Source organism: Methylomonas koyamae, assembly GCF_006483455.1.
Classification (GTDB): Bacteria; Pseudomonadota; Gammaproteobacteria; order Methylococcales; family Methylomonadaceae; genus Methylomonas; species Methylomonas koyamae_B.
This window is the reverse complement of the sequence record NZ_PPPU01000028.1, coordinates 121,069-144,598: the sequence shown is the minus strand read 5'-3', so window position 1 is coordinate 144,598 and position 23,530 is coordinate 121,069. Positions and strand designations below refer to the sequence as shown.

At 52.5% G+C, this 23,530-nt stretch carries 21 protein-coding genes; 3 read left to right on the top strand and 18 right to left on the bottom strand.

Going from position 1 to position 23,530, the window contains the following annotated elements:
* Window position 1: 1 nt before the first annotated feature.
* The 13 genes from C2U68_RS15480 to pgaB form a co-directional block, all read right to left on the bottom strand.
* Window positions 2–754 (bottom strand): hypothetical protein, encoded by a 753-nt coding sequence (locus C2U68_RS15480; RefSeq protein ID WP_140913372.1) that lies wholly within the window; start codon window positions 752–754, stop codon window positions 2–4.
* A complete protein-coding gene (locus C2U68_RS15475) occupies window positions 721–2,001 on the bottom strand; it encodes a lipopolysaccharide biosynthesis protein (RefSeq protein ID WP_140913371.1) in 1,281 nt (426 codons plus the stop codon). Before C2U68_RS15475 ends, C2U68_RS15480 begins: the two co-directional genes overlap by 34 nt.
* A 59-nt stretch (window positions 2,002–2,060) precedes the next feature.
* Complete coding sequence (locus C2U68_RS15470; RefSeq protein WP_140913370.1) at window positions 2,061–2,930, bottom strand: glycosyltransferase family 2 protein; 870 nt, start codon at window positions 2,928–2,930, stop codon at window positions 2,061–2,063.
* The gene (locus tag C2U68_RS15465) at window positions 2,927–4,000 is read right to left on the bottom strand and encodes a glycosyltransferase (RefSeq protein ID WP_140913369.1); all 1,074 of its coding nucleotides are present in this window, start codon (window positions 3,998–4,000) and stop codon (window positions 2,927–2,929) included. Before C2U68_RS15465 ends, C2U68_RS15470 begins: the two co-directional genes overlap by 4 nt.
* 23 nt (window positions 4,001–4,023) lie before the next feature.
* A complete protein-coding gene (locus tag C2U68_RS15460) occupies window positions 4,024–5,235 on the bottom strand; it encodes a glycosyltransferase (RefSeq protein WP_140913368.1) in 1,212 nt (403 codons plus the stop codon).
* A gap of 182 nt (window positions 5,236–5,417) precedes the next feature.
* On the bottom strand, window positions 5,418–6,545 hold the full coding sequence (locus tag C2U68_RS15455) for a sodium ion-translocating decarboxylase subunit beta (RefSeq protein WP_140913367.1): 1,128 nt from the start codon (window positions 6,543–6,545) through the stop codon (window positions 5,418–5,420).
* Window positions 6,546–6,661: 116 nt separating this feature from the next.
* The gene (gene oadA / locus C2U68_RS15450) at window positions 6,662–8,458 is read right to left on the bottom strand and encodes a sodium-extruding oxaloacetate decarboxylase subunit alpha (protein ID WP_140913366.1); all 1,797 of its coding nucleotides are present in this window, start codon (window positions 8,456–8,458) and stop codon (window positions 6,662–6,664) included.
* Window positions 8,459–8,513: 55 nt separating this feature from the next.
* Window positions 8,514–8,753 (bottom strand): OadG family protein, encoded by a 240-nt coding sequence (locus tag C2U68_RS15445; RefSeq protein ID WP_140913365.1) that lies wholly within the window; start codon window positions 8,751–8,753, stop codon window positions 8,514–8,516.
* Window positions 8,754–8,960: 207 nt separating this feature from the next.
* Window positions 8,961–9,428: a peroxiredoxin gene (locus tag C2U68_RS15440; protein ID WP_140913364.1), complete on the bottom strand. Its 468-nt coding sequence runs from the start codon at window positions 9,426–9,428 to the stop codon at window positions 8,961–8,963.
* Between the two features lie 4 nt (window positions 9,429–9,432).
* Window positions 9,433–9,957 (bottom strand): glycine cleavage system protein R, encoded by a 525-nt coding sequence (locus C2U68_RS15435; protein WP_140913363.1) that lies wholly within the window; start codon window positions 9,955–9,957, stop codon window positions 9,433–9,435.
* Window positions 9,958–10,035: 78 nt separating this feature from the next.
* Window positions 10,036–10,473 carry a poly-beta-1,6-N-acetyl-D-glucosamine biosynthesis protein PgaD gene (pgaD, locus tag C2U68_RS15430; RefSeq protein ID WP_140913362.1) on the bottom strand — a complete coding sequence of 146 codons (438 nt, stop codon included), beginning with the start codon at window positions 10,471–10,473 and terminating at the stop codon, window positions 10,036–10,038.
* On the bottom strand, window positions 10,470–11,816 hold the full coding sequence (gene pgaC, locus C2U68_RS15425) for a poly-beta-1,6-N-acetyl-D-glucosamine synthase (RefSeq protein WP_140913361.1): 1,347 nt from the start codon (window positions 11,814–11,816) through the stop codon (window positions 10,470–10,472). The genes pgaD and pgaC overlap by 4 nt, the downstream gene beginning before the upstream one ends.
* 7 nt (window positions 11,817–11,823) lie before the next feature.
* Entirely contained in the window at window positions 11,824–13,746 is a 1,923-nt protein-coding gene (gene pgaB, locus C2U68_RS15420) for a poly-beta-1,6-N-acetyl-D-glucosamine N-deacetylase PgaB (protein WP_140913360.1), read from the bottom strand.
* 367 nt (window positions 13,747–14,113) lie between these two features.
* Between pgaB and C2U68_RS15415 the strand changes: the two genes are divergently transcribed.
* Window positions 14,114–15,283: an acyltransferase gene (locus C2U68_RS15415; protein ID WP_186289631.1), complete on the top strand. Its 1,170-nt coding sequence runs from the start codon at window positions 14,114–14,116 to the stop codon at window positions 15,281–15,283.
* Complete coding sequence (mepA, locus tag C2U68_RS15410; RefSeq protein ID WP_140913358.1) at window positions 15,280–16,152, top strand: penicillin-insensitive murein endopeptidase; 873 nt, start codon at window positions 15,280–15,282, stop codon at window positions 16,150–16,152. The genes C2U68_RS15415 and mepA overlap by 4 nt, the downstream gene beginning before the upstream one ends.
* A 26-nt stretch (window positions 16,153–16,178) precedes the next feature.
* On the opposite strand, the gene C2U68_RS15405 is transcribed toward mepA, so the two are convergent.
* The 5 genes from C2U68_RS15405 to C2U68_RS15385 all read right to left on the bottom strand — a co-directional run bounded on the left by C2U68_RS15405 (window position 16,179) and on the right by C2U68_RS15385 (window position 22,128).
* Window positions 16,179–19,355, bottom strand: a complete 3,177-nt coding sequence (locus C2U68_RS15405) for an EAL domain-containing protein (RefSeq protein ID WP_140913357.1) — start codon at window positions 19,353–19,355, stop codon at window positions 16,179–16,181.
* Window positions 19,352–19,561, bottom strand: coding sequence for a hypothetical protein (locus tag C2U68_RS15400; RefSeq protein ID WP_140913356.1), 210 nt, complete (start codon window positions 19,559–19,561; stop codon window positions 19,352–19,354). Before C2U68_RS15400 ends, C2U68_RS15405 begins: the two co-directional genes overlap by 4 nt.
* Window positions 19,562–19,860: 299 nt before the next feature.
* Window positions 19,861–20,337 (bottom strand): peptidylprolyl isomerase, encoded by a 477-nt coding sequence (locus tag C2U68_RS15395; RefSeq protein WP_140913355.1) that lies wholly within the window; start codon window positions 20,335–20,337, stop codon window positions 19,861–19,863.
* A 59-nt stretch (window positions 20,338–20,396) separates the two neighbouring features.
* On the bottom strand, window positions 20,397–20,870 hold the full coding sequence (gene greB, locus C2U68_RS15390) for a transcription elongation factor GreB (protein WP_140913354.1): 474 nt from the start codon (window positions 20,868–20,870) through the stop codon (window positions 20,397–20,399).
* Window positions 20,871–20,910: 40 nt separating this feature from the next.
* Window positions 20,911–22,128 carry an MFS transporter gene (locus C2U68_RS15385; RefSeq protein ID WP_140913353.1) on the bottom strand — a complete coding sequence of 406 codons (1,218 nt, stop codon included), beginning with the start codon at window positions 22,126–22,128 and terminating at the stop codon, window positions 20,911–20,913.
* A 166-nt stretch (window positions 22,129–22,294) separates the two neighbouring features.
* On the opposite strand from C2U68_RS15385, the gene C2U68_RS15380 reads away from it, so the two are divergent.
* Window positions 22,295–23,155, top strand: coding sequence for a PilZ domain-containing protein (locus tag C2U68_RS15380; RefSeq protein ID WP_140913352.1), 861 nt, complete (start codon window positions 22,295–22,297; stop codon window positions 23,153–23,155).
* The last annotated feature ends 375 nt before the right edge of the window (window positions 23,156–23,530 follow it).

Below are 23,530 nucleotides of genomic sequence, written 5' to 3'. Positions count from 1 at the left end.
ATTATTTTCTATAAAAAAAAGTAGCCTCAGTAAAATGTAAACCATAGGCCAGCGGGCCCGTAATAGATTTTTTTTTCCAGTTACCAGTTTCCATTAAATCTCCAATAATTTTAGAATAATGTTTACGCTCCGATTGATCCAACAACAAAATTCCGCCCCTTTTTACTTTATTTTGTGCATGGTGAATACAGGATGGCCTGACTCTACCATCAACCACCACAAGATCGAAATAGCTATCTGGATAGCAATCTATCGCCGCTGCATAGTCTTTAAAACGTAATCCCTCTGATGCTTTGTCATCAGAAACATATGAACTTGCCACCGAAGCCAAATCCCTAGAATAATCCGCGTAACTGGTTGGAGGGATAATTTCGTATTTTACATTTCTTAATTTTCTTGCCTTTATCTCTGATTCAACTAATTCATACCATTCTCGATTATGCTCTACAGAAACTACGAGTTTCACTCTCCTAGAAAAAAAGAGAGTACTTCCGCCAGAGCCATACTCAAAAACCATTTGGTCTTTTTTCAATATTTCATCAAGAAGCTCAATAACTGGAAAAGACATCCAGGGCTTTTCATCAATAATGGGATCACGCTTTTCATTTTGATAAAACCTTAAAACGGGGAATGCATATCGTAGGGAATACCAAACCACACTTAATTTATAATCACACAAAAAAGCCAGTAATGCGTATTTAATATATTTAAGTACATAAATTAACGACGAGCTAAAATATTTATTTTTGAACACACAAATAACAGATAAAAAGAAAAATATAAAAAACCAGCAATAACACCTGCCACTGAAACTCCTTGTATACCATAAAGTTTTGCACCATAAAAGTATAAAGGAACCCCTATAAAAGACACGATAATTCCGAAAACAGTAGTAATATACGTCATGTTCCAATATATCGTATAATTACTTAGCAAACCACTAAGACTTAAAAACATACTTGATATCATCTGAAATGGGGAAATCATAAGAACTCGATAATATTTTTCATCAATTATTCTGCACAATATAAAAACATACTGCATTACCCACAAGACCACGGAAAGAAAAATAAATGAAATAAACAAAGTTTTTAGCATTTTTTTTGTTTCATAAAAATTAGTCATTACGTCTCGTTCTTTCAAAAACAATGGCAGCCAGGCATTTTGAAATGCGGCAAAAACAGCTGTAATAATGCCGCCATACGTGAGAGAGACATAATAAACCGACATATCTGTTAACGAGCAATATTTCTCGATAAAAAATTTATCGCTAAAATTAACAAATATCCCTAGAATAGCTGACGTCATTATCGGCCCCCCTAACTGCAATGACTTCATAGCTATATCTATATCAAATTTAAATCTCATTTCCTTAACATAACAACGTAAAAACAAAAGTATTACAAGTATTTCTGAAAACAAATAAGATTTCATTCGTACATCGGCTTTGTTGCCCGACACACAATATAGCGCAAACAACGCCACAGACACTCCCACTAAAAGTCTTAATACATTATAAGCCTGCACCTTTGAAATAAATTCATTCGCGATATAGAAATAAATTAGCATGCACGAAAAAACGGAGATAACCAAGCCGATTAATATTAGAAACCTATGTCTCAAATAAGTCTCTGAAGACGAAAACAATAGATTTATTACAGAATTGTCCAGATTAAATATATAGAAAGCCCCGAGAACCAAGACCAACATAACCAATAGGGTAATGTTAATAGTAAAAAGCACACTTCCCTTTTCTTTTTCATCCGCATCTTGATATAATTTCACCTGAGGCACATAAAGCCCAAAGTTAAATATTAAACCAAACGTACTTACCACGGACATTACGTAACTAAATTCGGCGTATTCTTCTTGCGTCATTAGTTTTAGGTAAATTGGTAATAAAATAAAACCTGACACCTTCACAAAACCATCGACACCAATAATCCTGGCAAATCGATTTAGGATAACATCGTTTTTGAGCTCCCTAAAAATGCTTGGCATCGCCTATACCTAGCAAGTAGACTTGAGAGACCGCTCCCGAATCAAACAAACAAAAATCCTTATCTAACCAATATATATCTATTAACAAAATAAACACAAAAATATCTAATATAATAAAACACAACCCCAGTTAAATAAAAACGAGGCAGGGGATAATGGAGTTTAAACAAAACAGAAATATCGTATATATTTCTATGAGATCTTCGATCTATCAAAGTTCGAATAAAAGTTTCAAAGCCAATCTCACATATATTAGCAGCCAAACTGGTTTGAGCGGGATCCACATCAACATAGGCATTTAACGACACATATAAAGCAAATTTTTTCTTCACTCGAATATAAAAATCATGATCGGCCCCATAATGTGGCAATTGAGTTTCGTTGAACAAACCAATTTTCGAAAATATATGCTTAGGAATGATGACACCGCGGCCACCTATAATCAGGTCTACCGATATAACTTCACCTAGCCCCGCTCCAACCGGACTTTTTAGCCCTCCAATTGTAGGAAATCCTAATAGGAAATTATGCCTAGGATTAATACTGATAATACCACCAGTAGGCCAGTCTCGCTGTATCGGAGCAATAATTGCACCGGATTTGTTTCTCAAATTATCAACTAATTGTTGAATCGTTTCAGGCGTCACATAACAATCGTTATTCAGCAGCATAATTAAATCTGCACCCTTATCCATGGCGAACCGTATACCTAAATTATTCGCTCCCGCCCACCAAAGACTTGAGGGTCCCGGTAAACGAATCACGCAAGGATAATCATTCTGCAATCCAGTCCGCGTCTCTTCTGTTGTGCCGTGGTCCACCACCAACACGGTGAAGTCTTTGTATGTGCTTTTATATAAGGCATCCAGGCAACGACGTGTCTGGGCAAATCCGTTGAAGTCTGTGATGACAATGAAAAGCCGGTTCATGGCGCAAGCTTAGCCAATTCTTGATTAAGTTTCTGTCCGATCGACTGCCAATCCAAAACCACGGGATACGCCACAATTTCCGGGTGTTCTAGTTGCGATGAAATTGCGCGAGCCATGTCGTCTGCAATAGGCTCGCATAGGGATGTTGGCGCGTCTTTGAATACTTCTGCATGATCAGAGACCCTTGTAGCAACTACCGGTTTACCGCATGCAAGGTATTCGGCGATTTTGCAAGCACCTGACATAGAATTGAACTGATCACTTGCGTATGGCACGACAACAACATCGCAAGCATGAATTAAATTTGGTACGGATGATTGAGGTAATTCTCCGTAGTATTTAATCCAGTTCTCGCTGAAATCGACTCCATCTACGCGTCCAGCAAATATAAGATGTAAGTTGGGTTTAGTTTTTCTTAAGAGTCTGCAAGCTTCAATCAAAAGTGGACCTCTCGCCGAATTTATCGAGCCAAAATAGCCGATCACCTCTTTGTTTAAGGGGAAATTTAGTTTAAGCCTAGCTTCAACGCGATCGCCAACTGAAAATACATTTCGATCAACACCATTCTCAATCAATAATGTACGTTGATTAACCCCACTTTTGACCCAGCGCTGTAACGATTGGCTAGCGCAAGTAACCAGACTGGATTTTCTTACAACATAATTAAATACCGCTTTCAATCCTGGCAATCTGTTGATTCGAAAAGCCGGATAATAGTCGTACACATCGTATACAAACTTTATCCTCAATCTACGGGCCAGCAGAAGCCCAATCAATCCGATATAGATATCACCACTGGCGATAATCACGTCCGGATTTATATTCCTAACAAGCGAATAAATCCGCAAAATTTCGCAAATTAAGTTAGCGGGCCTTAGAGGAATGGTTTGAAATGAAACCCCGTTATCTGCGACAAATAAATCAGTCCGATTCCGATAATCGAAGGCGTTGACTACAACACTATGGCCGTGCTCAGACAACTGTTTAGGTAAGTGATAGAGCCGACCGAAACGATCATTGATGAGGTCTTTATTTGTATAGTAGCGTTTGCATAAAAAATATATTTTCATCCACTAAACCACTACGACCTAAATTAGGGGGAGTCCAAGATACTGCTATACAACGAGATGAATTGTTCCGCAATAGATTGCCAATCATAGGCTTCAGCAGTTTTTTTACCGGTTTTGCTCAAATTAATTCTCAAATCTCTATCGGTTATCAATCTATTAATCGCTTCCGAAAGCTCGTGAACATCATTGGGGCTTACAAGTAAACCTGTTTCTCCATGTTTTATAATTTCCCCAATACCTCCAACATTAGAGCAGATAATTGGTACGCCACTGGCTAGCGCCTCCAAAAATGTCACCCCTTGTCCTTCAATCATAGACGGGGAAACAAAAATATCCGCTGCCGCATAATAATCAGGCAATTTGTCATTCGGCAACCTTCCCAAGAAAACGACCTTATCGTTTATTCTATAGTTAATCGCTAACGATTTTAATCGTTCGATCTCCTCTCCATCGCCTATAATCCATAATTCGGTTCTAACTCGCAAATCCTCGGACAATAGGGCGTAAGCTTTTAATAAATTAGCTACTCCCTTAGTTTCAACCAAGCGCCCAACAAACAACAAAATTAATTTATGTTGCTTTGTAATTGACTTACGATCACCTAACACAAAACGCTGATAGTCAACGCCCATTGGAATAATATGCGGTTCAGACAATTCGTCGAATTCGACGGCACCGGAGGTCGCCCGTGAGTTGCTCGTCCAAATAGGGCATTGTTTTACCGTCCAGCGTTTCAATAAACCGATAACTCTTCCTTTTAGTAGAAATGCATCACTACCATGAGCAGTCACTATCACCGGTATCCGAAACAACTTCCCCAACAACACTGCCACAGTACCTTGCGGAAATATCCAATGCGCGTGAATCAATGCTGGACGCTGCTTAAGTAGCGTCCATGCTGCGGCAATGAACATCGACAATATAAAAAAAGGCACCTGCAAATACAGCCAGGGTGCTGCGCGCAGGTTTGGCAGGATTCCGGAGCCATACGCTAACAATTGTAGACGGCGCGGAAAAAAATAACGGAAATGGCGACAAACCAACCCGGATGGTTGGGGAAACGGGCGTACTTCGGGATGATCGGGAGCGAGAACCAATAAATCCAGTTCTCGGTTTGCCAGCGCTTCCGCCAAGTAGCGCAGGAATATCGAAGCGCTATCGTCTTCGTTGCGGGGGTAGCTCGAAGTGAGCCAGAGTACTTTGGTACGCTTAGCGTCCTTAAGCTGGTCGCTCATTCTAGGGAATCTCTAAAACCATTAAAAGCTTCATCCCCCAAACCCCGGCACAAAATACCGGAAGCACATACAGGCAAAGGAATGATTGTGAATTAAATCGGCAGCCTACTTCCCCGCCCAGCTCTCGTTAAAAAAACGAATGAATTTTGGAGATTCCCTGAATTCGATCCCGCCTGACAGAGCTAACGCACCAAACTCAACAAAACCCCGGCCGCCACTGCGGAACCGATCACGCCGGCTACGTTGGGCCCCATAGCATGCATCAGCAGGAAGTTGTGCGGATTGCTTTCCAGACCGATTTTGTTGGCGACGCGGGCTGCCATCGGCACCGCGGAAACGCCTGCCGCGCCGATTAAGGGATTGATCGGCGTGCTGCTGAAACGATTCATGATTTTAGCCATGATGACGCCGCTGGCGGTACCGATCGCAAAGGCGACGGCGCCCAAGCCCAGGATGCCCAAGGTTTGTACTTTCAAAAACGCCTCGGCGCTAAGCTTGGAACCGACCGACAAGCCCAGGAAAATCGTAACAATGTTGATCAATTCATTCTGCGCGGTTTTGCTGAGTCGATCGACCACGCCGGTCGCGTTCATCAGGTTACCCAAGCAAAACATGCCGACCAACGGCGCTGCAGACGGCAGCAACAGCGCCGTTAAAATCAGCAGCATCAACGGAAACACGACTTTCTCGGCCTTTCCGACAGTGCGGAGTTGTTGCATCTCAATGCGGCGTTCCTCCTCGCTAGTCAATGCCCGCATGATCGGCGGCTGGATCAACGGTACCAACGCCATATAGGAGTATGCGGCAACCGCAATCGCACCCAATAATTCGGGTGCCAGTTTGGAGGCAACATAGATTGCAGTCGGGCCGTCGGCACCGCCGATGATCGCAATCGCTGCCGCTTCCTTCAAACTGAACGCCATACCCGGCACCGCATTCAAAGCCAGCGCGCCGAACAACGTGGCAAAAATACCGAACTGGGCCGCCGCACCCAGAAACAGCGTTTTCGGATTCGCCAGCATCGGCCCGAAATCGGTCATCGCCCCGACGCCCATGAATATCAACAGCGGAAATACACCGGCCTTGATACCTCCATACATGTAATAAAGAATACCGCCCTCGTCGACCATGCCCGCCACCGGAATATTGCTCAGTACCGCGCCGAAACCGATCGGTAACAACAATAGCGGTTCGAAGCCTTTTTTAATCGCCAGGTATAACAACAGGAATCCCACCGCCATCATGATGATCTGCGGTTGGGTAATGTTGTAAATACCGGTGCTTTCCCACAAGAGTCGGAGATTTTCCATGGCTTGATTTATTCGATTTGGTTGGCTGACGACACCATTGCGACATGCCGTCGAGTTTAAATTGGGCTTTAGCCGCCCGCACTGCGGACGGCCGGAGCAAGTTAAATCTTAGGCGTTTATAACGTGACCAGGACGTCGCCCACCGCTACCGAGTCACCTTGGCGCACGTTGACGGCGCTAACGATACCGGCGACTTTGGCGCGAATTTCGGTTTCCATTTTCATGGCTTCCATGATTAACACGACGTCGCCTTCGGACAGATGGGAGCCGACGTTGACATTCACTTTCAATACCACACCAGCCAAGGGCGACTCGACGACGCCGCTGCCGCTGACGATCGGCGCGGTCGAGGCCAACATCGGACCGTTTTCCAATGCCGAGGACGGCTTCACCACAATTTCGCCGTTGCCCGGTGCGATTGCGACATGGTAATTTTTGCCATCCACATTCACAGTGTAAGTTTCGGCTTCGCCCGCCGATTTTGCGGCAGCCGGCACGGTAACAGAGGCCGGCTCCGCTCCAGGTGCCGGCTCGAATGCGGTCGGATTGCCCCGATTCTGGATGAATTTCCAGCCCACTTGCGCGAACAGGCCATCGATCAGGGCATCTTCTTCGACATTGTCGGCCAACTTGACGCCTTCGGCCTGTGCTTTCGCCTTGACTTCCGCTACCAGCTTAGCCATTTCCGGCTCCAACAAATCCGCCGGCCGGCAATCGATCGGTTCGGCACCGTTCAACACTCGTGCCTGCAACTCTTTATCCACTGGTGCCGGAGTCGCGCCATACTCGCCGCGTAACACGCCGGCCGTCTCTTTGCTGATGGTTTTGTAACGCTCGCCGGCCAGAACATTCAATACGGCCTGGGTGCCGACGATTTGCGAAGTCGGCGTCACCAGCGGGATGTAACCCAAATCTTTGCGTACCAACGGGATTTCCTGCAGTACCGCATCGAAACGGTCGGCCGCGCCCTGCTCCTTCAACTGGCTTTCCATATTGGTCAGCATGCCGCCCGGTACTTGCGATACCAAAATACGGCTATCGACCCCTTTCAGGCTGCCTTCGAACTGCGCATATTTTTTCCGCACTTCGCGGAAATAAGCCGCGACTTTTTCCAGCCTGGCCAAATCCAGACCGGTGTCGCGTTTCTGTCCGGCCAATGCCGCGACGATGGTTTCGGTCGGCGTATGGCCGTAAGTCATACTCAGCGAAGAGATTGCGGTGTCGACATTATCGACGCCGGCTTCCACAGCCTTGATACAGGTCGCAACGCTCAATCCGGTGGTGGCGTGGCAATGCAGATGTACCGGGATCGCCACAGCCTTCTTCAATTTGCCGATCAGGTCGTAGGCGTCGTATGGGGTCAGCAAACCGGCCATGTCTTTAATGCAGATCGAATGCGCCCCCATATCCTCGATCAGCTTGCCCTGCTCTACCCACTTTTTGATGGTATGCACCGGGCTGGTGGTGTAGGAAATCGTACCTTGGGCATGGGCATCGGTATTCAGCACCGCCTTGATGGCTCTCTCGATGTTGCGCATATCGTTCATCGCATCGAAAATCCGGAATACGTCAATACCGTTGACCACGCAACGCTCGACGAATTTATCGACCACATCGTCGGCGTAATGGCGGTACCCCAGGATATTTTGGCCGCGAAACAGCATTTGCTGCGGCGTATTGGGCATGGCTTGCTTCAGTAAACGCAACCGTTCCCAAGGATCCTCGCCCAAGTAGCGAATGCAAGCGTCGAAGGTCGCGCCACCCCAGGATTCGATCGACCAATAACCGATCTGATCGAGCTGCTCGCAAATCGGTAGCATGTCTTCGATACGCAGCCTGGTCGCCAGAATTGACTGATGGGCGTCGCGTAATACCACCTCAGTAATTCCCAGGGGCTTGTTTACCTTTTCCACTCTTTACTCTCCTAATGACTTTTTTGGGTCGTAACAGATCTTACCTTGTGGGTAACTATCCGTTTTTATGCTTTTCGCGGTACTGCAGAACTGCGGCGGTGATCGCGGCAACCACCGCTTTATCGTTACCGGCGACAACCGGCTGTTCGGGAAATTTGGACGGAACCTCCGGAAAATAGCGCCGGACCAGATTACTCATGGTATTGATCGCAACCACCAGCATCGCCAAAAAGGCATAAACCATCCCCATGCCGATTAGCATCAACTCAATACCCGAAGACAGCATTTCGTTCATAAACGTGGTCCAAATGATTAATTAGCTTGGGCATTATCGCCCAAATAAGCCGGAGTTCACAATCCTGAGCGGATTGAAGGGTTTAAGGCCATGGCTTCGAAAAACAAAAAACCGATAGCGCGTGCGTTAGACAAAAAAGACGACCTAGACTGACACCGGTAGCAGAAAAAATGGCAACGCACGGCTTGCAAAGAGCCACCATTGAGGTCAAAGCGATTGGAGAAAATCCAGCACCTCGGCTACGTGGACTTTGACCTGCACCTTACGCCATTCTTTGACCAGCACGCCGTTCTCGTCGATCAGAAACGTGCTGCGCTCAATACCTTGCACTTGCTTGCCGTACATATTCTTGATTTTAATCACGTCGAACAAACCGCACAGGCTTTCGTCCTGGTCGGACAACAAATCGAACGGAAACGCTTGTTTGCATTTAAAGCCTTCGTGGACCTTGACGCTATCGCGCGATACGCCCAACACCACCGTATTCAGCGCTTCGAATTGGCCGATATTGTCCCGAAAGGCCTGGCCCTCCTGGGTGCAGCCCGGCGTGTTGTCTTTCGGGTAAAAATACAGCACGATTTTTTTACCGCGATAATCGCTGAGTTTGACGGATTTGTCGCCGGTGGCGGCTACTTCGAAATCGGGGACGGCAGTGCCGATAGCTATGGCGGTCATGAAATCACCTTTTAACGGGTTCGAGAATGGCATCGATGTTCAAGCTGTCGCAAAAATCCAGAAATTCTTCGCGCAAGGATAGAATCCGCACCGACGGCGGTACCAACAGGATGAATTTGGTCGAAAATACCGCGGTATTGAAAAAAGCCGCGTTGTGCCGGCTAGCCGAGATTTCCTCGATACAGATACCGCGATCCAACAGGAAGGAGGTCACGGCAAACAGGATGTCGCTTTTGTCGACGGAGATGGTTTCCAGCGTGTACGGTACGCCTTCGATCGCTTGCGGCTCCTGGCTCGGCCGCAGGAAGTTCATCTGGATTTCCAGACGGGTTTTGATCGCATCCAGCATGCCTTCCAGCTTGGCGATATGGTTCCAATTGCCGTCGATCAACAGATAGGCGGCGGTAAGCTCGGTCAGATTGGAGGTGCGCAGCTCCAGCACGCTGCATTGGCAAGCACTCAGCGCCGACAATATTTCCCCAAGAAAACCGTTCGACTTTTCTCCCAATACGGTAATTGCCAGTTGCATAATCCCAAGTCCATAAATACGCTCCATGCAGTTTAACACCAACCGCTAGAAAAACGCAGTGACGAAATGGTAACCGCGTCAGTCGTGGTGAATCGCGGTTATTCCGGCATGTTCGTCGAAATGTACCGTCAATTTGTTACCCGTCCGAGCTTTACCCAGTCCGGCCAAATCGACTTTAAACGCAACCGCCAATTGCTGATCGGTAACGGGTGCGGTGCGTTTCGGCGCCACCACCGAATGCCGCCAGGACAGCAACACAGTCCAACACAGCCAGAACAGCGCTATCGCCAGCACGATCTCGCCGTAGAGCTCGAGCAGTTCCAGCAAGGTTTTGTATCCGCCGAACCAGCGGATCTCGTCCGACAAGCTTTTCAAGCCCATCAGCCAAGCCGCCAAAGTGAACAGTGGCCACAAAAAATACAGCCACAACGCCCAACTCATGAAAGCCATGAAGACCGACGCGCATTTTTGCTGAAAACTTTGCAAATGCGGCTGGTTGATGATGATCTCTTTCATTTTTGCCGCAACCCTCGATCCAAAGTCACCCAAACCGCGCGCTGGCCGCGCTTTTTCCGTAACGCCTTGATGCAGCCGTTGATTGTGGTGCCGACGTTGATCAACCAGTACACGATCGGGTACCAGATCATCCAATAGTAATGCTGAGCCGAGCCGCCGCTTTTCTTTTCGTAGACCGAGTCTATCGTCAAACTGACTGCAAACTGGATCAGACAGGTCACGCACAGCAGCATGCTGGTCCAGTGCGGGGATAAGTCTTCCAAGGCTTCCTGAGGTTCGCTGCTGAACCAGTCCAACGGCACCAAGGCCAGCATCGCAACTACCAAAAATGCCCAACTCAAACTGATGCAACATTCCAAATACAAAGGCCACATGCCGCGCGAACGCCAACGCAGCAACGGCCGGAAATAGCGCAGCAACACCTCGACACCGCCTTGCGCCCAGCGACTGCGCTGTTTCCACAAACCTTTCAGAGTTTCCGGCATCAACACCCAGCACAGCGCGTTGGGCTCGAAGCGGATCGCCCAGCCGGCCAACTGCATTTTCCAACTGATATCGATATCCTCGGTCACCATGTCCGGACTCCAGTAGCCGACATCGTGCAAGGCAGTCTTACGGAACCCGGCGATGACTCCTGATATCGTGAACACATGTCCATAAGACCGTTGGGCACGTTTGATCATACCGACGATGGCCGAAAACTCGCCGACCTGAATCTTACCCAACAAGGTCGACCGGTTGCGGATACGCGGATTGCCCGTCACGGCGCCGACGTGCGGATCTTCCAGAAAATGTTTGACGATCCACGCCGTCGCGTTCGGCGCCAACAAGGCGTCGCCGTCGATACCGATCAGAATTTCGCTGTTGGCCAGTAGCGCCGCAGTGCGCAGACCGACCGCCTTACCCTGGTTGCTGGCCAGATTGACGACACGAATTTGCGCATGCCGGTCGGCCAGTTCGTGCAGGATTTCCAGGGTATTGTCCTTGCTGCCGTCGTTGACGGCGATGATTTCGTAATTGGGATATTGTTGGTGCAATAGATATTCGATGGTTTCGCGAACGTTATCGCCCTCGTTGTAACACGGGATCAGAATCGACACCGGCGGATATTCCGCCAACACCGGCAAGTCCGACAACACGTTGCCGCGGTTACGTTCCCAGCGAATGTAATAGACGATGCCTCCCAGCATCCAGACGTAAGCCATCAACAACGGGTAATAAAACACGAAGCGCGAAAGCCATTCGTTGAATTGCCACCAGGGCACCTCTTCCAGCCGTTCGCGCCCGATCAGCCACAGATCGATCAGATGTTGTACCCAAGATTGCGCTAAAAGTTGGTCCACGGCCGACTCAATCCTTGATCTCTACAGGAAAATATTTTTTCAACTCTGCCAGTTTGGGCTGGTCGTGAAAGACGTTATCCGGGTAATAACCGATATGCTTGGCGCCCAATTTTTTCAACAGCTGAAACTGTTCGGTGAATACCGACATCGGGATGTCCTGTTGCGTTTTCCAGTTTACCGCCTGCAACTCGAACACCATTTTATCCAACGCGCCGGGGTATTGATTGGTCTTCTCGACTAATTCCGCCAGCCACTGCTTAGGATTCTCGGCGTCCTCCATAAACGGCATCGCCTCGATCGCCACGTAATCGTAATGCTTCATAAAAGTGGCCAGCGATTGGGCGTACCATTCTTCGCTATAGGGCTTCAACAACGGCAACGAGTAAAAGTTGCGCGCGGTTTTGATGTATGGCCGATAAAAACGCACCTTATTGGTCAGATAATCGGTGAATTGACCCATCAACTCATTCTTGTGCTGAGCCCAGCGCAGGCGCAACTCGCTGGACGAATGAATGGTATCGAACTCGGCCGGCAAGCCCCAGACCTTATTGGTGAATTCCATCGCCAGCGGCGATACGTCCTCATAATCCGACAAGATACCGTCGTCGTGGAACAGAATGCCGTTGAAGTCGCAGTATTTGGCCAGATCTTCATAAATCTCGCCGACGAACTGGCGAGCCTCCGGATTGAACGGCGACAGGCGGGTATAAATGTGGCGCGACAACTGCGGTTCGCCGTCGCGCCATTCCTTGACATACCATTTCAATGGTACGTCGGCCTTATACGCCATCATCGGCATCCAGGCGTAGACTTTGACATCGGCACCCTTTCTCAGCCTTAGGGAAACATAATTGAACAAATCCCGCCGCATCGGCAAGTGCCGATTCGGGAAATACAATTTATCGGCATTACCATCGCCATCCGGGTCGGAAAAGGCTTGCAGATAGACGGTATTGGCGCCGCTGGCTTTGATCCGCTCGACGACGGCGGCCAGATTTTTCTCGGTCTGCTCCTCGTCCTCATCGTAAATGTAATCCATATCAACGTGCGCCACTCGCAATTCCCGGCCGGTACGCAACTTGGTGACGATGGTGGCAAAACGCTCCGCGTTCGGGTCGTCGGTCATGATCATCCGCTTCATCACCGCCGCGTCCGCCAACGTATTTGCGCCGTCGTTCAGGCCCATGGTCAGCGGCATGCCGGCGTTTTTCGCCGCTTCCAACGCGATCGCGTTATATTCGCCGTAAGGCCAGACCATGACCCGCGGCCGCTGGCCCAAAGTCTGCAGCAATTGTTCCGAACTTTTCTCCAGCTCCTGAAAAATCCGCTTCCGGTAATCCTCGTCTTTTTCGTATTCCTCGTATTCGCTGCTGTAGAGCCGGGTCGTGATCGTACTTTGTTCATTGCCCTGCGGATTGGCAACGATACCATGATGGGCGTTGAAGCTGTGGGAGGCAATTTCGACCAGACCACTGTTCGCCACTTCGCGAATTTGGGCCGGCGTCATCAACGGTTTGTTGGTGCCGGCATGATTGTGCTGTTCCAGCCAACTGCCGACCACCGCCAGTGTGGCCGGGTATTTGTATTTTTTCAGCAGCGGCATCGCCCGGCTGTAGAAGCTTTGGTAGCCGTCGTCGAAGGTCAATAACACGGCCTTGTTCGGCAACGGTTTTTTGCCTTGCATGCTATCCAGCAAATCCTGGATGCCGATCACCCGATAGCCGTTATTTTTCAACCAGGCGAAGTGGTCGTTCAAGTGATCCTTATTCACCGCCATCCGGTCGAACGGCGGGACTCTTTCTTCTTCCTCCAGAATATCGTGGTAATTCAACACAATGAAACTGGAATTGGCGGAATCGGCGGCCTGCAATGGCCCGGCCATCCAGCAGGCGATTACAAAAAATATTCCGGCAATTAGGTGCATGCTCATTAGAAACGTTTCAACGGAAATGGAGGTTGGATAGGGCCGGCGCACAACAGGCGCGGGCCTAAATTGGAGGCAGCATTTTACCCGAACGGCCTTTTTTTACTCGCTTTTATTTATCAGTGCCTTAGCCGGAACCGGTTGTACATCGGCTCGGCGTCGGCGAGACACACCCTGGAGAAGTAGTTCCCGGACCTGCGGCCGCTTCCCTCGCCGGGAAATTTACCCGACACCGGCCCTAGCCTTGCCCATCCGACCGCTCGAAAAATATAGCCGGCCCGCGGAATTAAACCTAACCACGAATGGCTAAATCAGCAAGCCCTGCTATATCTAGCTGGGTAAAAAACCTCAATCCTGTTTGGAAGCACTCAGCTTGGCAACGACAACCCACATCAGTTATTTGGACACCATCCGCGGCCTGGCTGCACTCGCCGTGATCAGCGAACACTTCGTCATCGCTTACGGCCTACCCTGCCAGTCGGCGCTCTGCGAGCGCATCCTGGACTTTTCGCCGGCACATATCTGGTGGGACGGCACCGCCGCAGTCTCGATGTTTTTCGTACTGAGCGGCTTCGTGTTGTCGCTCAAATACTTTCCGGCCGGTCAATCGCCCGATATCGGCCGTTTCGAACTGGATCGTTTTCTGATCGGCCGCGTATGTCGAATCTGGCTGCCTTACTTACTTGTGCTAGCCATAAGCGCCGGCTTGTTCGCACTACACTTCGACCGCCCGTCATTGTCTACCCGCTTGGCGCCAAGCGCATGGATCGTTGACATGTGGCACCGTTATCCCTTGGACTTCCCGGCAATGCTGCGCGAAGCTTTTTTGCCAAAACTGCCGGAACTGATTGTATTGTTACCGCAAGCCTGGACGCTCAGCATTGAGTTGGTGCTGTCCCTATTGCTACCGCTGGGCTTGCTGTTGAGCCAGCGAGGTACGGCCTGGCTGTTGTTTTTCAGCACCCTCGCCACCGGCCTGCTGGGTGTGTCGCTCTTCCTGTGGCATTTCGTGCTTGGCCTGACCTTGGCGAGATACCACCAGGCGCTGGAAACCCGTTTGCGCGGCAGGCGCCCTTTGCGCTATCTGTTACTGCTATGCGGCCTGCTGTTATACACCTCGGATACACTGTTTACCGCAAAGTCGGTCGGCGAAAACACGCTGTGGCTCGGCACCGGTCTGGGCGCCGGCCTGATTTTGGCGGTGTTCGCCGCATCGCCGCGCTGGCAAAACCTGTTGTCGGTCGCCGCTTTGCGCCAAATCGGTAGAGTGTCGTACAGTGCATATCTGACGCACATGGCAGTGTTGATAAACCTGACACCGCATCTACTGATCGCTCTGGAACATGTCAGCCACAACAGATTGCTGCTATGGTTCGGCGGCTGGTTGGGAACCATCATTACCGTGCAAGGATTGTCCCTGGTGTTTTATCATGTCTTGGAAATACCGAGCATGGTGCTGGGCAGACGGCTTGCCGAAGCCCTGCGCCCGCACCGCAGTTTGACGCCGCCACCCATATCTTCCGTATTGCCGCCTAACTCATGAAATCCCTAATTGCACCCCAATCCCGCTTTGGCTTGCTCTGGTTTTGCATCAGCCTCCTCGCCTACGTTCAATCCGCCGGCGCCGACACCACCGCTGCCGACTGGGCGGCGGTTAGCAGCCCCAGCAGCGATGCCGGACAAAGCATAGGTACCTATAACGGAGGCTGCATTGCCGGCGCGGGGGCGCTACCGCTGGACGGCCCCGGTTACCAGGTGATGCGCCTGTCGCGCAAACGCTATTTCGGCCACCCGTCATTGATCAACTTCATCCAACAACTGGGCCTGATATCGGCGCGGGACAATCTCGGGACGCTGTTGATCGGCGACCTCGGCCAAGCGCGCGGGGGCCCGACGCCGAGTGGACACCGCAGCCACCAAACCGGGCTGGACGTCGACATCTGGTTTTTGCTATTGAATCCGGCCGAGCCGCGCATCTTGAGCGAGGCGGAACGCGAAACCAAGAACGCGATTTCCGTAGTCGATAGCCGTGCCGATGCCGTCGATCGCCGATCCTGGAACGCGGCACACGCCCGCGTCCTGGAAGCCGCCGCCCGGCAGCCGGAAGTGGATCGTATCTTCGTCAATCCCAGCATTAAACAAGAGCTGTGCAGCCGCAAATCGCCGGGCTCGACCGAATGGCTGCGTAAAATCAGGCCTTGGTGGAAGCACGACGACCATTTCCATGTCCGCCTGAAATGCCCGCCGCATAACGTGTTGTGCCAAGCGCAAGAGCCGCTCCCCGCCGGCGACGGCTGCGACGCCAGCCTGGCCTGGTGGTTTTCCGACGAAGCCAAAGCGCCCGGCAAAAGTGCACCGCAACCGCCGCCGCCCCTGCCGCCGCAGTGCGAACAACTCCTGCGCCAACCCTGATTCGGCAAACATTAGGCTGGCGGCGCTCAGTTCTGAACCCCGCCAACCAACAGCTCCAGCAGTGTCGGCCCGGCTAACGGTTCGGCGAACAGGTAGCCCTGCGCATAGTCGCAACCGGCTGCGATCAGCCAATCGCGCTGTGGTAAGGTCGCCACGCCTTCGGCGACCACTTTTAAACCCAATTTGTGCGCCATGACGATAATCGCTTCGCACAAAGCTTCGTCCTGCGACCCCGGGCTCAAGTTGTTGATAAACGTGCGGTCGATTTTGATGTAATCGATGTCGAATTTTTTGATGTAGGACAACGACGAGTAGCCGGTTCCGAAATCGTCGATGGCGACTTGCACTCCGGCGTCGCGAAAATCCAGCAACCTGGCTTTAGTCACGGTTTGGGCATCCAACAACAAGCCCTCGGTAATCTCCACCACGACTGCCTTGCCGTCCAGTTCCAAACTCTTCAGGTAATCGAGCCAGGCAAATTCGGCGCCCGAACGCTGGCGGAACTGCACCGGCGATTTATTCACGCTGATCTGGAAATCGGTTCGATAGCGTTCGCGCAGACACTTGGCTTGCAACGCGGCTTGCCGAAACACCCAATCACCGATCTCGTGGATCAAACCGCTTTCTTCCGCCAAGGGTATGAATTGGGCCGGACTGACCATACCGCGGTGCGGATGCCGCCAACGCAGTAAGGCTTCGGCCTTGGTCACCGCTTCGCCCGGCAATTCGACAATCGGCTGGTAATACACCTCGAATTCGCGGTTGGCCAAGGCGCTACGCAAATCGGTGACCATACCCAAACGGAACTGAGCGGTTTGCTGCATCGACGCCGTGAAAAAACTGTAACCATTGCGCCCTCTTTCCTTGGCGGCGTACATCGCCTGGTCGGCGTTTTTGATCAACTGTTCCTGATCCAAGGAATCGTGCGGATATAGCGTGATACCGATGCTGACAGTGAGGTAATTCAGTTTACCGTTGAGCGGAAACGGCTCCGCCATGGTACGCAGAATATTCTGGGCCACGCGTTCGGCGCTTTCGCCGTTTTCCAAGTCGGGCAGAATAATGGTGAATTCGTCGCCCCCCAGGCGCGAGACGGTATCGGTATCGCGGACGCAGCCGACCAGCCGTTCGGCGGCAATCTGCAACAGGCTGTCGCCCTGGATATGACCCAAAATGTCGTTGATTTCCTTGAACCGGTCCAGATCCAGAAACAACAGCGCCACGACGCTGCCGTGGCGGTGAGCTTTTTTGATCTCGCGCGCCAAACGATCGAGAAACATGCGCCGGTTGGGCAACGCGGTCAAGCTATCGAAATTGGCCTGGCGCCAAATCTGCTCTTCCGACAACTTTTTCTCGGTGATATCCGAAAACAGTCCGATATAGTGCCTGACTTCCCCGCCGCTCGCCGACAAGGTCGAGATACTCAGCAACCCGGCGTGCATTTCGCCATTGCGTTTCCGGTTCCAGATCTCGCCCCGCCAATAACCCTGCTCGCGAACGGCTTGCCACATATCGGCGAAAAACTCCGGCGGATGCCGGCCGGAATTGAGCATCCGCGGATTTTGGCCTATCGCCTGGTCCCGCGAGTAGCCCGTGATTTTACAGAAACTCGGGTTGACGTCGACGATGGTGCCGCCGACATCGGTAATCATGATGGCTTCGTGCGCGTCCTGAAATACCCGCGCCGACAATTCCAAACGGTCTTCGGCTTCGATCCGCTCGGTCACGTCGCGGCTGATTCCGACCAAAGCCGTTGGCTCGCCGTTCGGATCGAACACCGGGGTTTCGACCGTTTCCAAGCAAACCTGCCCGCCAGCCGGGAGCGCGAGCCGGCGTTCGAAACGGACGGATCGGCCAGTCTGCAAAACCCGCATGTCGTGTTCGCGAAAACAGTCAGCGGTTTCGCCGTCGAAAATATCGAAATCCGACTTGCCGACCAATTCCGCTGCGCCGATGCCGGCATAGCTCTCGAATGCCTTATTGCATCCGCGATAAACCCCATCGCGGTCTTTCAAAAACATCTGGTCCGGCACTGCGTCAATCAGACTGCGCAATAGAGACTGTTCCTGCTCAAGCGAATCTTGCGCAGCGTGCAGCGCACCAGCATCGCGAAACCTCAATAGCCAGCCGATCCTGGCTCCGTCCGGGCTGAAGATCGGCGCTGCGCAGCCGGCGACAGGGTATTCCGTGCCGTCTTTAGCCAGCAGAACCAGCCAGTCGGCCAGTGCAGTAAGGCTGCCGGCCGCCAGCGCTTCAAGGACCGGAGGGCTATCGGGATCGAGACTACGGAACACCCGCTCCAGCGGCTGGCCGGCAACGTCAGCCGCTTGCCAACCGGTCAATTGGTGCGCACTGCAGTTCATGAAACGGATCCGGCCTTGGGCATCGGTAGCGATAAGGGCATCGCCGATCGCCGACAGCATCGCCGTCAAATGATCTTTGCTCTCCGCCAGTTCGGCGACGTTAGCCGCCATTCGGTTAAAAGCCTCGCCCAACAACGCCATCTCTCCGCCGCCGGTCAATTGCGCCCGCACCCGGTAGTCGCCGCCGGCAAAACGCCGCAGCACATCGAGCAGATGCCGTAGCGGCCGCATCAGCCCCAGCGAAACCGCTAAAACGATCATAACCGGTAACGAAACAGCGAAAACCCAGGCCGGGGCAATTGCATGGCCGAACGCCGTCCCGTTGGTCGCTCTGGCGTGCGACAGACCGTATTGCAACACCAACAATCCGACCGGATCGGGCCCCAGCCGGTCCGCACCGGAAACCATTGCCACCGCTTGATAGACCGTCGCCTGCTGCCGGTCGGGGAGGAAACGGATTAACGCTTGCCGCGCCGCACGCAGGCGGGCAAACTCCGCGGCGCTCAGCTCAGGTAACAATTCGGCAGCACTTTTGCCCAACCATTCCGAACGCGTCGCCTGCAACACCATGCCGTTGTCGTCGAACAGCGCGGCGCTATCGCGATTAACGTCCGCGACCAAAGCGGCCATGCGTCCGGCAATCAATTCCGGCTGGCCGCGCCGGAACAAGGCTTCGATATCCTGCGCGGCATCAGCCGCCACATGACGGATCTGCTGCAGCTCGCCGGTTTCGCTAGCGCTCGATAGCCCATCGTGCTGATACCACAGCTGCAAACCGCAATACGCGATCACCAACGCCGGCAAGCTTGTACTCAGACGCAAGGCGAATGTCCGTTTCACGGCCGCCCCGAGACGCAGCCCGGCGGCAGGCAGCAATTGTTGCGGCGGCGTCTGATGCGCGATTTTGACCAGGCCGGGTTGCGCAACAAAACGCCTGCCTCCCGGTTCACGGAGAACTCTCCCGGTCGATATAGCGCGGCGGCGAACTCGACCAACGCCAGAATATGCGGCGATAACGTCGACACGGAGCGGTTAGCAGTAGCCATTCATTGATATCCAAGCATTCAATCCGTAAGGCAAAGCCATCCGGCGGTTTGTTAAGGATAGAATTACAAGGCTTGCGCCGATCCGGAACTCCGGTCTCACAAGCATTGCAGCCGGAAAAAAGTGGGCGCCGCGGCTTTACGCCTTTCCTGGAAACGGCAAATTCAAAAGACTTCCCGTCACCGTTTAACTACAAAGATTAGCTGCGGCGGGCGGGATTTCAAATCGATGGCTTGGAAGATGGAGGTTTGGCAAAAGCCCTTGCCGAAGCCGGCCCTCCCTGGCCGGTGTCACAGCAAGATCAATGATGGCAGCCGGCACCGTGGATGTGGCCGTGGGCAATCTCGTCGGCGCTGGCTGGGCGGACTTCGACCACTTCGACGTCGAAGGTCAAATCTTCCCCGGCCAACGGGTGATTGCCGTCTATCGTAATGTCGTCGCCATCGATTTGGGTGATGGTAATAATGCCGGGGCCGTAGCTGACTTCGGCGTGAAATTGCATGCCGACTTCGATATCCATCCCATCGAACATATTTCTGGAAACAACCTGAATCATCTCTTCCGACACTTCGCCATAGGCTTGGTCGGCCGGAATCGTCACGTTGAACTTGTCTCCGGCCTGCTTGCCGGTCAAAGCCGCTTCCAAGCCGGCGATGATATTGCCGGCACCGTGCAGGTAAACCAGCGGAGCTTCGCCTCTGGAACTATCCAACTGCTCGCCGCTGCCGTTGGTCAAGGTGTAATGGATGGAAACGGCGGTTTTGTCTGAAATTTGCATAAGGCGTCTTTACCGGTGAAAAAAGCCGACATGATAAGCCCTTTTGCCGCCCGGCGCGCCTATTTCTGGTACTCGATCGAGTTGATATACCAGGTAAACACGCCGGCATCGGTTTTGACCACGGCATCGTCATCCACCTGCTTTTTCAACAAGGCCCGCGCCATCGGCGAATCGACCGAAATGTAATCCTTACGATCGAAAATCTCGTCGTAGCCGGCAATCCGAAACCGCTTTTTTTCGCCCTCGTCGTTCTCGATCTCGACCCAGGCGCCGAAAAACACCCTGCCCTCCTGCTCCGGGTGATAATCGACCACCTTCAAGCTATCCAGCCGCTTTTGCAGATATCGCACCCGGCGGTCGATCTCGCGCAAGCGCTTCTTGTTGTATTGGTAGTCGGCGTTTTCGCTGCGGTCGCCCAAACTGGCGGCCCAGGTCACCAGTTTGGTCACCTCCGGCCGTTCCACCCGCCAAAGATGATCCAATTCCTGTTGCAATTTTTCGTAACCCTGCCGGGTAATCAACGGTGTCGCCATGGTTTTGCCCGCCTCGTTTCGGGAAGCCTGAGAATGCCGATCAATGCAATTGCCGCAATTGCAACCGGCGCAATTGCGGCGCCAGTTTTGCGGTGCCGGCCACGACCAGTAAGGTCATCACGCCGCCGAACACGACCGACGGCACCAAACCCATCAATCGCGCCGCGACCCCGGACTCGAATGCGCCCAATTCGTTGGAGGAGCCGATAAAGATGCCGTTGATGGCCGACACCCGGCCGCGCATCGGATCCGGCGTCGCCAATTGCAAAATCGTGGTGCGCATCACCACCGAGACGCCGTCGAACAGACCGGACAACAACAAAAACGCGCCGCCCAACCAGAAATTTCGCGCCAGGGCGAAGCCGATCATACAGACGCCAAAGCCGGCGACGGCCGCCAACAGCCAGCGCCCGGCGTGGCGATCGATCGGAAACCGGGCCAGAAATAAACCCATCATCACCGCCCCGACCGCCGGCGCCGCGCGCAGAATGCCCAAACCTTCCGGCCCGTAATGGTAAATTTCGTGGATAAAAGCCGGCAACATCGCCACGGCCCCGCCGAACAATACCGCAAACATGTCCAGCGACTGCGCGCCCAGCACGATTTGATTGCCGAACACGAAACGCAGGCCTTCGCCGATACTGGTAAAAATCGGCGCGCTTTCCGCCGGCTGCGGCTCCGCCACCCGTAACGACAACAATGCCAGCGTGGCGAGCACGCACAACCCGGTCGCGGTTTCGTAAGCCGCGGTCTTACCGGCCCAAGCGACAATCAAACCACCGATGGCCGGTCCGGCCACCAGTCCGAATTGGAATGCCGAACTGCCGATGCCCGCGGCACGGGCGTATTGTTCACGCGGCAGGACCAAAGCGAACAGCGCGCTGTAGCTGGGGCCGATGAAAGCTCTGGCAATACCGGTCAAGGCAATCGCCGCGTAAATCCATACCAGCGGCCGGTTGGCGATCCAGGCTTCGGATACCGCGACCAACATCAGGCCGTTCAAGGCCACCAGCAGGCTGGCGCCGACACCGAACCAGCGCCGGGAATAGTGGTCCACCGCGTAACCGGCGAACAACGCGCAACAGAAATACGGAATCACCTCGGCCAGACCGATTAGCCCCAATGCCAACGCGTCGTGGGTTAATTCGTAGATATGCCAACCGACGACGATAGCCATCATCTGGTAGGCCAACACGATCAACAAGCGGAAACTGAGTAATTTGATGAAGGCGGTATTGAAATAAGCGGGCAGATGCATGTCGAGTCGCGGCGAAAGGGTCAAAATGCGGCGTGGGCCGCGCGCCGCGTAGTGTACCGCGTTTCGGCCGGCGCTTGCCGCAAACGGACTAGTGGACCGGCAGATTGAGAAATCGGCGGTATTGGCTATTATCAGACAGTAATCCGCTTGAGTAACGAGGGCTTCGATGAGCTTGACCGCAACCCAGACCCAACACCACAACCGCAGGTTGGCGCTACGCATCTACGAACAGGTCAACCTTTTCTACCAAGCGATACCCGACGGCGAATTGTCCGCCCACACCACAGGCAGGGCCGGACGAGTCCTGCCGCCGTCGAGCAGTGTCGAAAACGATACCTTGCAAGCCAATATCAGCGCCAACGGTATGTCCTTCACCTCGAAAGAGCGCATGCTAACCGGCGACTATTTACTCCTCAGAATTCTGTTGTTGTCGAGCATGACCACGATCAGTACTTGCGGCCAGGTGGTGTATTGCAAACCCAGCAACCCCTACGAAGACAACCGCTATCCGCATACGGTAGGAATCCGCTTCGTCAACTTGAGCGAAGCCGACGGCGCATTGCTGCGACGCCATGTCGACCGCCGCAACAAACAAGAAATGACGATCAAAGCCCTAACCGCCGCGTTGTTGCTGACGGCGCTGGCGATGCCGGATCTGGCCTGGGCGCTGCTGCTCGGATTACTGCACCATCTGTGGGAAATCGCGCTGCATGTCGCCCATCTGCTGTTCGAATACCTGGAAATGGGCCTGGACCACGTAGTCGAACATTTACTGCATACCGGTACTCACGAAACCCAGGTCATCGTGTTCTATACGATTGTCACGCTCGCTTCCGTGGTAGCATATTTCGTCGGCCGCAGGATTCCGGCAGCCGGCAAACGTTGGCTGAACAAGCTGCTACTATTCGCGTTGCGGAAAAAATCCAGTTACGGCTATTTCTGGGAGCAGCAAAGCGGTCTGGACAAACTGAAAATCGTCGGCATTAGCGCCACCGCAATCACCGCATACCTGTACTTGGCGTTCTAAACGTCCCGCCGGTTTCGCCCTGCCAACCGCTACGGCGCCGGATTTTACCGGATTTTACAATTCCCGCCGGAACGCGTCGGCCGCAATTACGTCACAATATCCGCTCGCTCGGCACACGGCAGCCGACCTAAAAATAGCGCGGCAATGCAAACACTCCGATATGATTCAGCAAAGCCATACGATTTGAATCCGCTGGCAGCAGCCAATCACACTGCAAAATGCTAAATGTTTATTTCAAAACCAATCGGCCATTTCAAATGCCCAGTTTGTTAACGGCCCAACAGCAGCGCGCATGACAACGCCCAATACCGAATCCGCCCGCAAGCCGGTCCGGCAACCAACCGCCGCCAGCCGCCTCCCGCTCACTGAGTACAG